This window comes from Pseudobutyrivibrio ruminis DSM 9787, assembly GCF_900218035.1.
GTDB classification, from domain to species: domain Bacteria; phylum Bacillota; class Clostridia; order Lachnospirales; family Lachnospiraceae; genus Pseudobutyrivibrio; species Pseudobutyrivibrio ruminis.
The window spans coordinates 138602-154826 of record NZ_OBMR01000002.1 but is presented as its reverse complement, the minus strand read 5'-3'; the positions used below and the strand labels follow the sequence as shown (position 1 = coordinate 154826).

General features: G+C 37.7%; 16 protein-coding genes. All 16 read left to right on the top strand.

Annotated elements, in window-relative coordinates; translation table 11 throughout:
* Complete coding sequence (locus CRN97_RS00785) at nt 1-939, top strand: RnfABCDGE type electron transport complex subunit D (protein ID WP_074788941.1); 939 nt, start codon at nt 1-3, stop codon at nt 937-939.
* A complete protein-coding gene (locus CRN97_RS00780; RefSeq protein WP_097075491.1) occupies nt 932-1555 on the top strand; it encodes an RnfABCDGE type electron transport complex subunit G in 624 nt (207 codons plus the stop codon). Before CRN97_RS00785 ends, CRN97_RS00780 begins: the two co-directional genes overlap by 8 nt.
* Entirely contained in the window at nt 1548-2405 is an 858-nt protein-coding gene (rsxE, locus tag CRN97_RS00775) for an electron transport complex subunit RsxE (RefSeq protein WP_044934544.1), read from the top strand. The genes CRN97_RS00780 and rsxE overlap by 8 nt, the downstream gene beginning before the upstream one ends.
* Complete coding sequence (gene rsxA, locus CRN97_RS00770; RefSeq protein ID WP_033154153.1) at nt 2405-2989, top strand: electron transport complex subunit RsxA; 585 nt, start codon at nt 2405-2407, stop codon at nt 2987-2989. The genes rsxE and rsxA overlap by 1 nt, the downstream gene beginning before the upstream one ends.
* Before the next feature lie 13 nt (nt 2990-3002).
* Complete coding sequence (locus CRN97_RS00765; RefSeq protein WP_044934543.1) at nt 3003-3794, top strand: RnfABCDGE type electron transport complex subunit B; 792 nt, start codon at nt 3003-3005, stop codon at nt 3792-3794.
* Between the two features lie 9 nt (nt 3795-3803).
* Complete coding sequence (locus tag CRN97_RS00760) at nt 3804-5573, top strand: flavocytochrome c (protein ID WP_097075490.1); 1770 nt, start codon at nt 3804-3806, stop codon at nt 5571-5573.
* Between the two features lie 114 nt (nt 5574-5687).
* A complete protein-coding gene (locus CRN97_RS00755; RefSeq protein WP_097075489.1) occupies nt 5688-7595 on the top strand; it encodes an EAL domain-containing protein in 1908 nt (635 codons plus the stop codon).
* Between the two features lie 37 nt (nt 7596-7632).
* Nucleotides 7633-8466: a glutamate 5-kinase gene (proB, locus tag CRN97_RS00750; RefSeq protein WP_074788937.1), complete on the top strand. Its 834-nt coding sequence runs from the start codon at nt 7633-7635 to the stop codon at nt 8464-8466.
* 2 nt (nt 8467-8468) lie between these two features.
* The gene (locus tag CRN97_RS00745; protein ID WP_179670634.1) at nt 8469-8690 is read left to right on the top strand and encodes a DUF896 domain-containing protein; all 222 of its coding nucleotides are present in this window, start codon (nt 8469-8471) and stop codon (nt 8688-8690) included.
* Nucleotides 8671-9264, top strand: coding sequence for a 5-formyltetrahydrofolate cyclo-ligase (locus CRN97_RS00740; RefSeq protein WP_097075488.1), 594 nt, complete (start codon nt 8671-8673; stop codon nt 9262-9264). Before CRN97_RS00745 ends, CRN97_RS00740 begins: the two co-directional genes overlap by 20 nt.
* A complete protein-coding gene (locus tag CRN97_RS00735) occupies nt 9261-10505 on the top strand; it encodes a glutamate-5-semialdehyde dehydrogenase (RefSeq protein ID WP_097075487.1) in 1245 nt (414 codons plus the stop codon). The genes CRN97_RS00740 and CRN97_RS00735 overlap by 4 nt, the downstream gene beginning before the upstream one ends.
* A gap of 12 nt (nt 10506-10517) precedes the next feature.
* The gene (miaB, locus tag CRN97_RS00730; protein ID WP_097075486.1) at nt 10518-11948 is read left to right on the top strand and encodes a tRNA (N6-isopentenyl adenosine(37)-C2)-methylthiotransferase MiaB; all 1431 of its coding nucleotides are present in this window, start codon (nt 10518-10520) and stop codon (nt 11946-11948) included.
* The gene (gene ruvA, locus CRN97_RS00725) at nt 11945-12553 is read left to right on the top strand and encodes a Holliday junction branch migration protein RuvA (protein WP_097075485.1); all 609 of its coding nucleotides are present in this window, start codon (nt 11945-11947) and stop codon (nt 12551-12553) included. Before miaB ends, ruvA begins: the two co-directional genes overlap by 4 nt.
* 12 nt (nt 12554-12565) lie before the next feature.
* Nucleotides 12566-13579: a Holliday junction branch migration DNA helicase RuvB gene (ruvB, locus tag CRN97_RS00720; RefSeq protein WP_033154145.1), complete on the top strand. Its 1014-nt coding sequence runs from the start codon at nt 12566-12568 to the stop codon at nt 13577-13579.
* Nucleotides 13580-13645: 66 nt separating this feature from the next.
* A complete protein-coding gene (locus CRN97_RS00715) occupies nt 13646-14071 on the top strand; it encodes a cell division protein ZapA (RefSeq protein ID WP_044934527.1) in 426 nt (141 codons plus the stop codon).
* A gap of 43 nt (nt 14072-14114) precedes the next feature.
* Nucleotides 14115-16223 (top strand): U32 family peptidase, encoded by a 2109-nt coding sequence (locus CRN97_RS00710; RefSeq protein ID WP_179670633.1) that lies wholly within the window; start codon nt 14115-14117, stop codon nt 16221-16223.
* Nucleotides 16224-16225: the final 2 nt, after the last annotated feature.

The window sequence follows — 16225 nt, the reverse complement described above, 5'->3', positions numbered from 1 at the left end:
GTGAGTAATTTATTAAAAGTTTCTTCATCTCCACATGTCAGAGCGAAGGACGACAGTAGTATTATCATGTTATATGTGATAATTGCCCTTATGCCAACTACACTATTTGGTATTATCAATTTTGGAATTCGTGCATTATTACTTATAGCAGTATGTATCACATCTTGTGTATTATCAGAGTTCTTATTTGAAAAAGCAGTAGGGAAGAAGAATACAATAGGCGATTTAAGTGCAGCTGTTACTGGACTTCTTCTTGCACTCAACTTACCACATACACTTCCTGTATGGCAGGCAGTGCTTGGTAGCGTTTTTGCAATCGTAGTTGTAAAGATGTTATTTGGCGGATTAGGTCAGAACTTCATGAACCCAGCACTTGGTGGACGTGTATTCTTGCTTATTTCATTCGCGGGAACAATGACTCATTTCGAGTACGATGGCGTTGCTGGTCCTACACCTCTTACATCAATCGGTGGTGGTAATGTAAACACTCTCGATATGTTGATTGGTCGTACAGCAGGTACAATTGGTGAGACTAGTGCTCTTTGCATTCTAATTGGAGCAATTATCCTTATTTTATTAGGAGTAATTGATTTAGTTATTCCTGGTGTTTATATTCTTACATTCTCCATTTTCGTTATTTTATTTGGAGGACATGGATTAGATACAACATTCCTTGTTGCACATCTTTGCGGTGGTGGATTAATGCTTGGTGCATTCTTCATGGCGACAGATTATGTTACATCACCAATCACACCTCTTGGCAAAGTCCTTTTTGGTATTTGTCTTGGTGTTTTAACAGGTATCTTCAGATTCTTCGGAAACAGCGCAGAGGGTGTTAGCTACGCTATCATCTTTAGCAACCTTCTTGTTCCACTTATCGAGAAGATTACAGTACCTAGAGCCTTTGGAATTTCAAAGGAGGTGAAGTCTAATGAATAAATTGGTAAAAGACGCTTTAGTCCTTACCTGTATTACTCTTGTAGCAGGCTTCGCTTTAGGACTTGTATACGAAATCACAAAAGCTCCTATTGAAAAAGCTCATCAGGACGCTATGAAGGAAGCATATTCTTCAGTATTTGCAGATGCAGCTTCATTCGCTGAAATTGAGGATTTTGATTCTTCAGCTGCAACTGATTATGTTAATCAGGCAGGATACGGTACAGAGACAATCGATAATTGTGTAGAGGCACTTGATGCGTCAAACAACGTAATCGGATATGTTCTTACAGTTACTACATCTGCTGGTTACGGCGGAAATATTACATTTTCTGTTGGTATCACAAATGATGGTATTATCAATGGCTATTCTATTACAGATATCTCTGAAACAGCTGGTCTTGGTATGAAGGCTAAAGATACAGGTGATGGTTCATTCTCAGCTCAGTTCATTAACAGAGCAGCAGAAATCTTTACAGTTACAAAGACTGGCGCATCTTCATCAAGCGAAGTAGATGCTATTTCAGCTGCCACTGTAACATCACGTGCTATGACAGGTGGTATTAACGCATGTGTCACCTACTTCGAATCTATTGTAGGAGGTGCTTCTAATGAATAAGAACCTAGAAAGAGTTTATAACGGACTTTGGAAGGAGAATCCTACCTTTGTATTAATGCTTGGTATGTGTCCAACACTTGCTGTTACCACATCAGCAATTAATGGTATTGGTATGGGTCTTTCTACAACAGTTGTTCTTGTTTTATCTAACATGCTTATTTCTGCACTTAGAAATATCATTCCAGATAGAGTAAGAATGCCAGCTTTCATCGTTGTAGTTGCATCCTTCGTTACAATTGTTCAGTTTTTGATGGAAGGTTTTACACCTTCATTATACGAATCACTTGGAATTTATATTCCACTTATCGTAGTTAACTGTATCATCTTAGGACGTGCAGAGAGCTACGCTAGCAAGAATCCTGTTATACCTTCAATGTTCGATGGTATTGGTATGGGTCTTGGTTTCACAGTAGGACTTACTCTTATTGGTATTGTTCGTGAAATTCTTGCAAACGGATCTATCTTTGGAGCAGTTATTGCACCTCTTAATGATTATCACATCACATTATTTGGTCTTGCTCCTGGAGCTTTCTTCGTACTTGGTTGTCTTGTTGCAATTATGAACGTTGTTAGACGCAACATGGAAGCAAAGGGCAAGCCACTTCCAGCAGTGCAGGGATGCTTAGGCGGAGATTGCTCAGGTTGTAGCTTATCAAGTGCATGCACAGGAAAGTCTTTGGTTCACAAGGCTGATGAGGTTCCACCGGTTGATCCTAAGGATGTTGCTAAGCCACAGGCTGTTCCTACAGAAACAAAACAGACTGCAAATGCAAAGAATACAGAAGACGTAGAGAAATCTGGTTCTGATTCTTCATATGCTGACGATATCGCTGGAAAGGAGGAGAAATAATGAGTTACGTAACAAGCTTAATTCTTTTATTAGTAGCTTCAGCTATTGTTAACAACGTTGTTCTTTCTCAGTTCCTTGGTCTTTGTCCATTCCTTGGAGTATCAAAGAGGGTTGAGACAGCAGCAGGTATGGGTGGAGCAGTAATCTTCGTAATTACTATTTCATCATTTGTTACATCACTTATTTATAAGTTTATTTTAGCTCCTACTGGATTTGAATATATGCAGACAATCGTTTTCATTCTTGTTATTGCTGCACTTGTTCAGTTCGTAGAGATGTTCCTTAAAAAGAGCGTACCTTCACTTTATAAGTCACTTGGTGTATACCTTCCACTTATCACAACAAACTGTGCAGTGCTTGGTACAGCTATCAATAACGTAACTAAGGAATATGACATTCTCGAATCAGTAATTAACGGTTTTGGTGTTGCACTTGGTTTCACAATTGCAATCGTAATCATGGCTGGTATTAGAGAAAAGATTGAATACAACGATTTTCCACAGGCCTTCAAGGGCTCAGCTATCGTTCTCGTTACAGCGGGACTTATGGCTATGGCTTTCATGGGCTTCGCTGGAGTAATTTAAGGAGGGCTAACAAATGAGTATAACAGGAATTTTACTGGCAGCTGTTATAGTTGGCGCTACCGGTTGTATAATTGGATTTTTCCTTTGCTTTTCATCTGAAAAGTTTAAGGTTGAAGTTGATCCACGTGAAGAGGCTGTTCTTGCAGCACTTCCAGGAAATAACTGTGGTGGTTGTGGATATGCTGGATGTTCCGGCTTGGCTGCAGCTATCGCAAAGGGAGAGGCACCTGTAAATCAGTGCCCAGTTGGTGGAGCACCTGTTGCGGCTCAGATTTCTGAGATTATGGGTGTAGCTGCTGAAGAAGGTGTTCGTAAAGTTGCATTTGTAATGTGTCACGGAACATGTGAAAATGCTACTCAGCTTTACGATTACACAGGCGTCGAGGATTGCCAGGCTATGGCATATGTGCCAGGTGGCGGTCCTAAGGCTTGCTCTTATGGTTGTATGGGCTTCGGCTCATGCGTTAAGGCTTGTCCATTTGACGCTATTCATATTGTTGACGGTGTAGCTTTAGTTGACAAAGAAGCTTGTAAGGCTTGTGGTAAGTGTGTGGCTGTATGTCCAAATCATCTTATCGAGCTTATTCCTTACGATTTTGGTCACGCTGTTCGTTGTCACAATAATGACAAGGGAAAAGATGTTATGAGCGTTTGTAAAGTTGGCTGTATTGGTTGCCACAAGTGCGAAAAGGTCTGTGAAAGCGATGCTATTCATGTTGATGGATTCTTTGCTCACATAGATCAAGATAAATGTACAAGCTGTGGCAAATGTGCAGAAGCTTGTCCAAGAAAGATCATTTTGTAAGGAGGAAATATGCGTAATAGTACAAAGAAAATTTTAGGTGTAACAATCTGTATATTACTTGCATTATTCTGTGGTTTAGCTCCACTCGTAAAGAAAGGAGCTTCTGGTAAGTCTTATGTTGCTAATGCACAAGGCTTTGGCGGTAACATCGAAGTTACAGTATTTGTTGATGGTGATACTATCACAGATATTACTTACGATGCTCCTGATGAAACACCTTCAGTTGGTGGTGTTGCAATGAGCAACTTAAAGACTCAAATTATTGAAGAGCAGAACAGTAATGTAGACGTTATCGCTGGTGCTACATACAGTTCTACAGGTTTCCTTGAGGCTGTAAATGCAGCTCTTAATGAAGCTGGCGTTGTTGCTGATGGTTCTAATGGTACAAAGACTGTTGCTGAGGACTACGAAGGAACAGCTGATATCGTAGTTATCGGTGGTGGTGGAGCTGGTATGACAGCTGCTATCAGCGCTGCAGAGGAAGGAAAGTCAGTTATCCTTCTCGAGAAGAACTCAATCCTTGGTGGTAACACTGCACGTGCAAGTTCTGGTATGAACGCTGCTGAGACTCATTATGAGGAAGAGCAGGGTGTTGAAGATTCAGTTCAGTCATTTATCGATGATACAATGGCGAGTGGTAAGAACATGAACGATCCTGAGCTTGTAAAGGTATTAGCTGAAAATACATCAGGTGCCATCGATTGGCTTGATTCAGAGGGTATCGAATTAAACGGACCTCTTGCAACTATGGGTGGTTTAAGTGCAAACCGTACACATAGACCAGTAGATGCTGACGGAAACATTATTCCAGTTGGTTCTTACCTTGTAGATAAGCTTTCTGCAAGAATGGATGAGCTTGGAATCGAGGTACATACTAACACAGCTGCTACAGAAATCATTATGGAAGATGGTAAGGCTGCAGGCGTTAAGGCTACAGGCTCATCTGGAAACAATGTTACAATTCATGCTGATGCTGTTATTGTAGCTACAGGTGGTTTCGGTGGTAACATGGATAAGGTTACAGAATATCGTCCTGACTTAGAAGGATACATTTCTACAAACGTTACTACAGCAAGTGGTGATGCAATTGATTTCTTAGGAGATCTTAACGCTGATTTTGTTGATCTTGATCAGATTCAGCTTCATCCTACAGTTGTTCCAACAGATGGTACATTAGTTGGTGAGGCTCTTCGTGGTGATGGTGCTATCCTTGTTAATAAGGAAGGCCACAGATTCTTCAACGAGACAGGTACTCGTGATGAAGTTTCAGCAGCAGAAATCGAGCAGCCTACAGGTAATGTATGGCTTATCGTAAACCAGGATATGTATGAAGGTTCAGCTGTTATTTCTAAGCTTGAAAAGGGTGGATACCTTGTAAATGGTGATACTCTTGATGATCTTGCAAAGGCAATGGAATTTGATGCTGATGCAACTGCAGCTTTAAAAGAAACAGTAGAGACATGGTCTGGTTACGTTGCATCTGGAGTTGATGAAGACTTCGGACGTGAAATCGGTGCTGTAAAGACTGACCTTTCTTCTGGTCCTTACTATGCAGTAAACGTTGGACCTGGTATCCATCACTGTATGGGTGGTGTTAAGATTAACACTTCTGCAGAGGTTATTGATACTGATGGCAATCCAATCGAAGGCTTATATGCTTGCGGTGAGGTTACTGGTGGTATTCATGGTGCAAACCGTCTTGGTGGTAATGCTGTTGCTGATATCGTTGTTTATGGTAGAATCGCAGCTGAAAGCGCAATTGAATATATTGAAAAATAATTAAGTATTTCTTATGCTCCTCGTTTTTACGGGGAGCATTTTTTTGTTAACAAACGAATAAATATTTGTTAAAATTATCTTTGCTTTTTTAATTATTTCTACCGGAGGAATTTGATGATAATTATTAGAAATCAATTTCACATAGCGTTTTATGCGGCAGCATTAGCAATTTCAATTTCGATTTTATTATTTACTCTTTTACAGAAAAGAACTGATAAATCACAAAATAGATGGTTTTTATGCTTACTTTTAATTATTACACTTAATTCAATCTCAGAGATTTCTACAGCTGTTTTTGAAATTATCGGAAATGAATCCGATTATAACCATTTTATGCTATTGGCGTCACAAAATTCCTATTTCATTTTGCATACAGCTCTTTGCCCAGCACTTTATAACTATGTATGTAGTGTAACTGGAAAAAACCGCAGAAGAGAATTTGCTAGAGGAATGCTTTTACAGGTTCCTTTTTTTATTACAGAGTTTCTAGCTATATTAAATCCTGTATTTAATTGGGTATTCTATTACGATGAAAATTTAGTATTCCATAGAAACAATGCCGAGCTGGTTATTTATTGGGCTGCAATTTTTTATTTCATTCTTTCTATTTTTGAAATTTTATTTGCCTGGAAGGCTGTTACAAAAAGAAAGAGTATAGCTTTAATATATTTCTTTTTTATTACCTTTGCAGGCGTGTATATTCAATACAAATTCATTGATATTAAATTCGAATTGTTGGCAGAAGCGTTAGCTCTAATGGGTGTTATGCTTGCGATAGAAAGTGAAGATAATAGAATAGATGCCGACACTCATATTTACAATAGACTAGCTCTGCAAGCGGATTTAAATAACATTCTTACTATGAATGAAAAGGCAACTATTATATTTATTAAAATATTGAATGCCAAAACTCTCGAAAGAATTACTCGTTCATCTAATTATGATTTGCTGACAACTGAATGTGCAGAGTTTTTAAAAACACTTGTCCCTAGGTATAAAATTTATCATCCAATTAAAGAGACTTTCATTATCATTTGCGATAAAAACGACTACAAGCATATAGACAACTTGACAAACGCTATTACAAATCGCTTTAACAACGTTTGGAATATAGCAGAAGCATCTATCAAACTAAATGCTATCGTTTTAAAGGCTGATACATCCAATGAATTATGCTCTGTAGATGATATTATGTACATTTCGGACTCTATCATTCCTTCCACAATTGCTGCAGAAAATATTATGGATTGGATTTTACGTAGATCCGAAATTGAGCAGGCTATTAAAAGAAATATTATTAATGATAATCTTGAAGTTTACTACCAACCAACAGTTTATCTGGATGACTATAGAATTCACGGAGCCGAGGCGCTTCTCAGAATGCAGGACAATACAATCGGATATATTTCTCCAGAGGAATTTATTCCAATAGCAGAACAAATCGGTTTAGTTGAACATATGGATGACTTTGTGCTTCGAGAAGTATGCCGTTTTATTAAATACGACATCGAACCAAAGGATAATATTGATTGCATTAATGTAAATCTATCGGTTATTCAATGTCTTAGTCCCGGATTCTTTGAGCACATTAAAGGAATTGTTGATGAGTATGGAATAGATCATTCTATGATTAACTTTGAAATTACTGAAACAGTAGGAGCAGAGGATTATGATGTTCTTTCTATTGTTGCTCACAACTTGAAAGCTGCAGGATTTTCAATATCGATGGATGATTATGGAACCGGCTATTCTAACATGGAGGGTATTTTCTCTCTAGATTTTGACGTTATAAAAATTGATAAGACCATTTTATGGAATGCGGAGAATGACAAGCGTGGAAAAGTTATATTAGAGAACACAGTAAAGATGATTCATGATTTAGATTGCAAGGTTTTAATAGAAGGTGTTGAATCAGAAAAACATCTTAATATGTTAAAGAAACTTAATGTAGATTATCTTCAGGGGTTCTATTTTGCAAAACCAATGCCAAAGTCCCAATTTATTGAATATCTGCGAAAATAGTGTTATTATGTAGCGGATAATATTTCGGGGGAAGAATATGTACGGTGTAGATTTTACAAAAAAGAAAAGAGTTATTGTAAAGGTTGGTTCATCAACCATAACCCATGATGCAACTGGAAATATTGATTACACGAAGTTGGAGCGACTAGTTCGCCAGCTCTGTGATTTGCGTGCTCAAGGCAAGGATGTATGTCTTGTATCTTCAGGTGCGATTGCTGTTGGACGATATGCAATTGGTTTAAAGGAACGTCCTTCAGATTTGGCTACAAAGCAGGCTTGTGCTTCTATTGGCCAGGCTTATCTTATGTCGGTTTATCAAAAGCTTTTTTCTGAGTACAATCAAAGAGCCGGACAGATTCTTATGACCAAAAAGACAATGACCGATCCAGAATCTAGAGAAAATGCTCGTAATACTTTTGAACAGCTGTTTAATCTAGGGGTTATTCCTGTAGTTAATGAAAATGATACTGTTGCCACTCATGAAATTCAGTTTGGCGACAATGATTCATTGTCGGCTATTGTTGCAGCCCTTGTTAACGCTGATGCACTGATTCTTTTATCAGATATAGATGGTCTTTATACTGACAATCCAAACACAAACCCTAATGCTGAGTTTGTGCCAGTTGTAAAGGATATTGATTCTGTTTTTGAAATGGCTTCATCTGATAGTACATCAAACGTTGGCACAGGAGGAATGACTGCAAAGCTTAGAGCAGCACAAATAGCTACATATTCTGGTGCGGATATGGTTATTACAAACGGCACACATATAGGAAATATTCATCGTATTTTCGAAAATAAAGATAAAGGCACACTCTTTACTGCAAATAAAAGAGATGATGTCCATATATTAGATTTGTTAGAGGATTAATTATGATTACAGAGAAAGATATCGCAAGAATTAATGAACTTTACCATAAGCAGAAAGGTGAAGGTCTTACTGATGCTGAAAAAACAGAGCAGGCTAAGCTTAGAAGAGCTTATATTGATGCAATTAAGGGCAATATCAGAACCCAGCTTAACAATATCGATATCGTAGACGAAGATGGTAAGGTAGAAAACCTTGGCGAAAAATATGGAAGTAAGTCAAACTAGTAATGATATTAGATTAACTTATAAAAGTATTAGAGATGGTATTTCAATTTCAGAAAGAAATCGATTGTCATCCCTTATTAGTGAAAATGTTTTGGCTCTTTTAGAATTTGATTTTAAAGGAGCTAATATTTTTTTATGCTATTATCCATTCGGAAGCGAAGTTGATTTAAAACAGTTATATTCCATTTTATTACAGCAGGGAAAGCATCTATATTTCCCAAAATGTGATAAAAAGAATCATCAGTTGTATTTCTATGAAATAGTCGATTTAGAAAAGGATTTTTCTATTGGTTCATACAATATTATGGAACCGAAATCTGACATGAATTTACTTACTGATTTCAATCAGTCAATTATTTCTATAACCCCAGGGTTGATATTCGATAAAAAGCTTAATAGAATTGGTTATGGAGGCGGCTTTTATGATAGATTTTTCGAAAAGCATCCAGAAATAACAAGCATTGCGCCTTGCTTTTCAAAGCAGCTGGCGGAGAATATTCAAATCGAATCCCATGATATACCGATGGATTATATTGTTACTGAAAACTTGGTTTTGAAAGGAAGTAGATCATGACATTAATTGAGCAGGCAACAAAAGCAAAGGCAGCAAAGTACAAAGTAGCTTTATTATCTACCGAGGCTAAAAACAAAGGGATATTAGCAGTTGCAGATGCCCTTGAGGAAAATAGCACTGATATTATTAGTGCTAATAAAATCGATATGGCTAACGGTGAGAAAAAGGGATTATCCCAGGGATTGTTAGATCGATTAAAGTTAGATGAATCTCGAATTAGCGGGATGGCAGAGGGATTGCGTCAGGTTGTAGAACTGGAGGATCCAATCGGAAAAATCACCGAAGAATGGGATAGACCTAACGGGCTCCATATAGCCAAAAGGCTTGTGCCAATTGGTGTTGTTGGCGTCATTTACGAGGCTCGTCCTAATGTAACTGCCGATGTGTTTGGCTTATGTTTCAAAACTGGCAATGCAACTATCTTAAAAGGCGGTTCAGATGCTCTTGAATCAAACAAGGCTATTGTAAAGATTATCAGGGATACTCTTGTGAAGGAAAATCTTCCAGTTGATGCAATTACATTAATCGAAGATACTACAAGAGAATCTACAAATCAGCTTATGCGAATGAACGGATATGTAGATGTTCTTATTCCTCGTGGAGGAGCTGGCCTTATTAAATCAGTTGTAGAAAATGCTTCCGTCCCAGTAATAGAAACAGGATCTGGCAACTGCCATATTTACGTTGATTATGATGCAGATATCGATATGGCTATATCTGTTATCGAAAATGCGAAAACACAGAGAATTGGTGTATGCAACGCCTGTGAATCTCTTGTTATACATAAAGATATAGCAGCCAAGCTTCTTCCTGCTCTAAATGCAAAGCTTAGAGAGCACGGCGTACAAATATTTGCCGATGCTGATTCTAAACAGTACCTTGAGGGTTCTTTTGATGCAACAGAGGAAGATTTTGGTAAGGAATATTTAGATTATATAATTTCAGTTAAGACTGTTTCTTCAGTAGAAGAGGCAATTGAACATATTAATAAATACAATACCGGTCATTCAGAATCGATCATTACTAATGACGAAGCTAATGCAAATATGTTCTTAGATGGCATTGATGCATCTTGTGTTTATGTTAATGCTTCAACCAGATTTACAGATGGATTTGAGTTTGGGTTCGGAGCAGAAATAGGTATTAGCACACAAAAACTTCATGCAAGAGGCCCTATGGGACTTTTAGCATTAACAAGTTATAAATATACAATCCGTGGTAACGGACAAATTAGAAAATAGTTAGGAATTAAAATGAGTATTACAGATTTATTAAACAATGCTCCAACAGAGGAGCCGGAACGCCAATATTATTTCATTAAGGAGGCTGCAAAGATTGTAGCTAAAAGAGAAGAAGAGCTTGGAAGAAAGCTTACTTGCTGTGTTGTTACATTTGGTTGTCAGATGAACGCAAGAGATTCTGAGAAGCTTCTTGGTGTTCTTAAGGAAATTGGTTATGAAGAAACAACAGATGAGAATGCTGATTTTGTAATCTACAATACATGCACTGTTAGAGAGAACGCAAATAATAAAGTTTACGGTCATCTTGGTATTCTTCACGGTTACAAGAAAAAGAATAAGAATATGATGATTGGTCTCTGCGGTTGTATGATGCAGGAGCCTACTGTTATCGAGCACTTGCAGAACAACTACAAATTTGTAGATTTAATCTTTGGAACACACAACCTTTACAAGTTTGCAGAGTTATTTACAACAGCGTTACTCAATAAAAAGGGAATGATTATTGATATTTGGAAGGATACCGACAAAATCGTAGAGAATCTTCCAATTTCTAGAAAATTCCCATTCAAATCTGGTGTAAATATCAGTTTCGGATGTAATAATTTCTGTACATATTGCATCGTACCTTATGTTAGAGGAAGAGAACGTTCTAGAAAGCCAGAAGATATCGTTAACGAAATTAAATCATTGGTGGCAGATGGCGTAGTTGAAATTATGCTTCTTGGTCAGAATGTTAACTCATACGGCGTAGGCCTTGAAGAAAAGGTTACCTTTGCAGAGCTTCTTAAAATGGTAAACGATATCGAGGGTCTTGAGCGAATTCGTTTTATGACTCCTCATCCAAAGAATCTTTCAGATGACCTTATTGAGGCAATGGCTACACTTCCAAAGGTATGCAAGCACATGCATTTACCTCTTCAGTCTGGAAGTAGCGAAATCCTTAAGAAAATGAACAGACGTTACACAAAGGAGCATTATCTTGGCTTAGTAGAAAAGCTTAGAGCTCGCATTCCTGATGTAGCGATTACTACAGATATTATCGTTGGTTTCCCTGGTGAAACAGAGGAAGATTTCCTTGAGACAATGGATGTAGTAGATAAGGTTCACTATGATAGCGCCTTCACATTCATTTATTCTAAGCGTACTGGAACTCCAGCAGCTACTATGGATAATCAGGTTCCTGAAGACGTAATCAAGGATAGATTTGATAGATTACTTGCCTTAGTACAAAAGCATGGACACGAAAAAGTAAAATCTCTTGAAGGAACTGTTCAAAAGGTTCTTGTTGAAGAAGTAAATGAGCAGGATTCATCATTGGTATCAGGCAAACTTGAAAACAATACAACAGTACATTTCCCAGGGGATGCATCTTTGATTGGAAAAATCGTTGATGTTAAGTTAAACTGTTGTAAAGGATTTTATTTTATTGGGGAGAAAATATGATAGCATTCATTCGAGGCACACTTACAGATATTGATGGCAACGTCATTATCGTTGACAATAATGGAATAGGTTATGGTGTTAATTCTTCAATGAATACAATTGGCAGCCTTCCTGCTATTGGTTCAGAAATCAAGCTTAACACCAAGCTGATTCCAAAAGAGGATTCTCTTACTTTATATGGATTCTATGACAAGGAGGAGCTTAAGATGTTTGAGCTTCTTCTTTCTGTCAGCGGAATTGGGCCTAAGGGGGCTCTTGCAATCCTTAGTTCCATGACCGTTTCAGACATTCGTTTTGCTGTAGCAGGAGGTGATTCCAAGGCCTTTGCTAAAGTTCCTGGAGTAGGAAAGAAAACAGCAGAAAGAGCAATAATCGATTTAAAGGATAAAGTTGATATTGTAGATGCATTCGAAGGCAAGCTTTCAGCAGGCCAGGCAAAGATTGCCACCACTTCAACTGTAAAAGAAGAAGTACTAGAGGCCCTTGTAGCACTTGGTTATTCTCCAAGCAATGCTGCTAGAGCTTTAGACAAGATGACAATTACAGATTCTACAACCACTGAACAGTTGCTTTCTGATACACTAAAACAAATGTCATTTATTTAAGGGTGAGAATATATGCTTTCAAACAAACAAATAACATCTACAATTGCATCTCACGAGGATTTAGTTACAGATAACGCTCTTAGACCAAAGAGCTTTGATGGCTACATTGGTCAGAATAAAGTCAAAGAGAACATGCAAATCTATATCGAGGCTGCAAAAAAGCGTGGTGAGGCGCTGGATCATGTGCTCTTATATGGACCTCCAGGTCTTGGCAAAACCACTCTTGCAGGGATTGTAGCGTCCGAGATGAACTCAAATATTAAAGTTACATCTGGCCCTGCGATTACCATACCAGGTGAAATAGTAGCTGTTCTTATGACTTTGAAGGATGGTGATGTTTTATTTATTGATGAAATTCATCGTCTGTCAAAGCCAGTAGAAGAGACTTTGTATTCTGCAATGGAGGATTTCGCTGTAGATATTGTTATGGGCAAAGATACAACAGCTCGTTCAATCCACACAAAGCTTCCTCGTTTTACACTTATTGGAGCAACCACAAGACCGGGTCTTTTATCAGCTCCACTTCGTGATAGATTCGGAATAATCGGCCATATGGATTATTACACTCCAGAGGAGCTATCAACAATCGTCACAGCTTCTGCTGGAAAGCTGGATGCCCCTATAGATTATGAGGGTGCATACCAAATAGCTCTTAGATCAAGAGGGACCCCTCGTTTGGCAAACAGATATTTAAAACGAGTGCGAGATTACGCTGAAGTTAAATTTGATGGTGTTATCACAAAGGATGTAGCTGCCGCCACACTAGATTCTTTAGAGGTTGACACATTAGGATTGGATAATAACGACAGAAACATATTGCTTGCAATAATCGAGCGTTTTAACGGTGGTCCAGTTGGCCTGGACAATCTTGCTGCCACAGTAGGAGAGGACTCAGGGACAATTGAGGATGTTTACGAGCCATATCTTCTCCAAAACGGCTTAATTATTCGTACTCCAAAGGGACGAGTTGCAACAAAAGAAGCATACGAACATTTTCACATGCCAATTCCAGAAAATGTAATGTGAAATCTTGTTTTTATGCAAAATAATATATATAATTATAAGTGATTTTCTACAGGGAGGATGCGGTATATGGTTTCCGAGAAGAGCGCAAAGGTGCTTATAGGCGGAAAAGTTTATACGTTGAGCGGTTACGAAGAAGAGGAATATCTTCAGAAGGTTGCCAACTACATAAATTCAAAGCTTGACGAGTTTAATTCAATAGACGATTACAAACGTATTTCTGCTGATTTAAAGGCTACTTTGCTTGAGCTAAATATTGCTGACGATTACTTCAAGGCGAAGACCCAGGTTGAATCCCTTGAATCTGATTTAGATATTCGTGATAAAGAAATTTACAATCTCAAACACGATTTAATATCAGCACAGCTTAAGACAGAGACTTTAGAAGAAACAATTACAAAGCTTGAAAGGGAGAACAAGGAGCTTCTTCTTCACAAGACAAAGCTTGAGGCTTCCCTAGAGGATGCCCTTCTAGGTTCTATTTCAGATGTATAATAATTGGGTCCCTTGATGGGGCCCTTATTTTATGAGGATATCTATGAATAAATTAGAATTACTTTCGCCAGCAGGCGATTTACAAATATTTAAAGCTGCTATCAATTCAGGAGCTGATGCAGTGTATTTTGGTGGAGATTTATTTGGCGCCAGAGCTTATGCTAAAAACTTCTCAATCGAAGACGCCAAAGAGGCTATCAAATATGCTCATTTACACGGTGCGAAGGCTTATCTTACTGTAAATACTTTGCTTAAAAATCTTGAAATCGAAGGCAAGTTATACGAATACCTAAAAGCATACGTGGAAAATGGAATAGATGCATTTATCGTTCAGGATTTTGGCGTATTTAATTTCATAAGAAACTATTTTCCGGATACTCATATTCATGTGAGCACCCAGGCCAGCCTTTGTACAGAATATGGCGCTAAATACTTTGAGGATTTAGGTGCATCTCGTATTGTTACAGCTCGTGAGATATCTATCGATGAAATTAGCAGAATTCATCGCGCTTGCCCTGATTTGGAAATCGAATCTTTTGTGCACGGTGCTCTTTGCGTTTGCTATTCCGGACAATGCTTGATGTCATCAATTTTAGGTGGGAGATCTGGCAACAGAGGAAGATGTGCTCAGCCTTGTAGACTTCCATACGAAGCTTTTGATGATAAAAATAATAAGCTTAACAAAAAAGGAAATTACATCCTTAGCCCTAAGGATTTTTGTACTATAAAGTATCTTCCTGAAATGATTGAAGCAGGTGTGATGTCCTTTAAAATCGAAGGAAGAATGAAGCAGATAGACTATGCAACGGGAGTTTTATCTGTATATAGACATTATGTAGACCAGTATTTATACAAGGGTGCTGCTAATTATTCTGTATCAGATGAGGACATAACACGTCTTTTAAATTCAGGAAACAGAAGCGGATTTACAGATTTATATTTGCATTCCCACAACGGCCCTGAAATGATGACTTTCGAGGCCCCATCCCATACAAAAGCAGAATCTTCTAATGCAGAAATATCAGAAAGAAAAATAAAAGTTAACTGCAAGGTTAGCGCAAATCTAGGAAAAGAGCTTCAGGTTACTTTCATGGATGATAACGGAAATGAAGGTAAATTTACAGGAAGTGTTATTGAAAAAGCTCAAAATAGAGCCACTAGCAAAGAAGATATCGTAAAAGCGATATCTGGTCTTGGAAATACATCATTTGAAATTGATAAATTAAACATTGATTATGATGATGAGATTTTCTTGCCTGTTTCGGCTTTGAAGAATGCCAGAAGAGAAGCCATTGGCCAGTTAACTGCTGTTTTATCTACTGAGAAGAATAAAATAGTGGTCCCATTTGAGGAATTAAAGGTTCAAAGCAATATTCAGGCTTCACCAAAGACTTTCATCACATTGCTAAAAGAAGAGCAGATTAAAGCATTGAAAAACTTTGATTTTATTGATGCTATTGCGGTTCCATCCCATTTATTCGAGACTGCGAAACAATATTTCTCTGGCAAAGTATATATTTACCTGCCGGCAGTGTTTAGAAACAGCAAAATCAAGTCTTTAGATATAGACGATAGAGCAGATGGTGTAATAGCAGCAAGCTACGATGAGCTAGGTTATTTATCTAGTATTAATTATCCTCAGGAAAAAGTAATACTGGATCACAGGTTATATACTTTCAATAACCGAAGTGTTAAATCATTCGAAAAGCTTGGATTCAATTATAGCTGTATCCCTTATGAGCTTTCATTAAAGGAATTAAAGCACAGAGATAATCATAATTCTCAGATGATTATTTACAGCCGCATTCCTATGATGATTACAGCTAATTGCACTGTAAAGAATACTATCGGTTGTAAAAAGGCCAACAGCCAGATTACGCTAGTAGACCGAAAAAATGAAAGCTTCATTGTAGCATGTGACTGTAATAATTGTTACAACACTATCTACAACAGCAAGAGATATATGGCATTTGATTTAAAGGATGAATTATTATCTCTCGGTGTTAAAGAATTCAGATTAGATTTTACTGTTGAATCTGAATCAGAAACCGAAGAAATACTTAATCTTTATAAAGATGTATTTATCAAGAATCAACCTTTTAAATTCAAAGAAGACTTTACTAAAGGACATTTAAAAAGAGGAGTAGAATAACG

What these genes read in the sequence shown, in the direction of transcription:
- CRN97_RS00780 (WP_097075491.1), top strand. Translation starts at nt 932, where the DNA reads ATGAATAAATTGGTAAAAGACGCTTTAGTCCTTACCTGTATTACTCTT.
- rsxE (WP_044934544.1), top strand. Translation starts at nt 1,548, where the DNA reads ATGAATAAGAACCTAGAAAGAGTTTATAACGGACTTTGGAAGGAGAAT.
- rsxA (WP_033154153.1), top strand. Translation starts at nt 2,405, where the DNA reads ATGAGTTACGTAACAAGCTTAATTCTTTTATTAGTAGCTTCAGCTATT.
- CRN97_RS00765 (WP_044934543.1), top strand. Translation starts at nt 3,003, where the DNA reads ATGAGTATAACAGGAATTTTACTGGCAGCTGTTATAGTTGGCGCTACC.
- CRN97_RS00760 (WP_097075490.1), top strand. Translation starts at nt 3,804, where the DNA reads ATGCGTAATAGTACAAAGAAAATTTTAGGTGTAACAATCTGTATATTA.
- CRN97_RS00755 (WP_097075489.1), top strand. Translation starts at nt 5,688, where the DNA reads ATGATAATTATTAGAAATCAATTTCACATAGCGTTTTATGCGGCAGCA.
- proB (WP_074788937.1), top strand. Translation starts at nt 7,633, where the DNA reads ATGTACGGTGTAGATTTTACAAAAAAGAAAAGAGTTATTGTAAAGGTT.
- CRN97_RS00745 (WP_179670634.1), top strand. Translation starts at nt 8,469, where the DNA reads ATGATTACAGAGAAAGATATCGCAAGAATTAATGAACTTTACCATAAG.
- CRN97_RS00740 (WP_097075488.1), top strand. Translation starts at nt 8,671, where the DNA reads ATGGAAGTAAGTCAAACTAGTAATGATATTAGATTAACTTATAAAAGT.
- CRN97_RS00735 (WP_097075487.1), top strand. Translation starts at nt 9,261, where the DNA reads ATGACATTAATTGAGCAGGCAACAAAAGCAAAGGCAGCAAAGTACAAA.
- miaB (WP_097075486.1), top strand. Translation starts at nt 10,518, where the DNA reads ATGAGTATTACAGATTTATTAAACAATGCTCCAACAGAGGAGCCGGAA.
- ruvA (WP_097075485.1), top strand. Translation starts at nt 11,945, where the DNA reads ATGATAGCATTCATTCGAGGCACACTTACAGATATTGATGGCAACGTC.
- ruvB (WP_033154145.1), top strand. Translation starts at nt 12,566, where the DNA reads ATGCTTTCAAACAAACAAATAACATCTACAATTGCATCTCACGAGGAT.
- CRN97_RS00715 (WP_044934527.1), top strand. Translation starts at nt 13,646, where the DNA reads ATGGTTTCCGAGAAGAGCGCAAAGGTGCTTATAGGCGGAAAAGTTTAT.
- CRN97_RS00710 (WP_179670633.1), top strand. Translation starts at nt 14,115, where the DNA reads ATGAATAAATTAGAATTACTTTCGCCAGCAGGCGATTTACAAATATTT.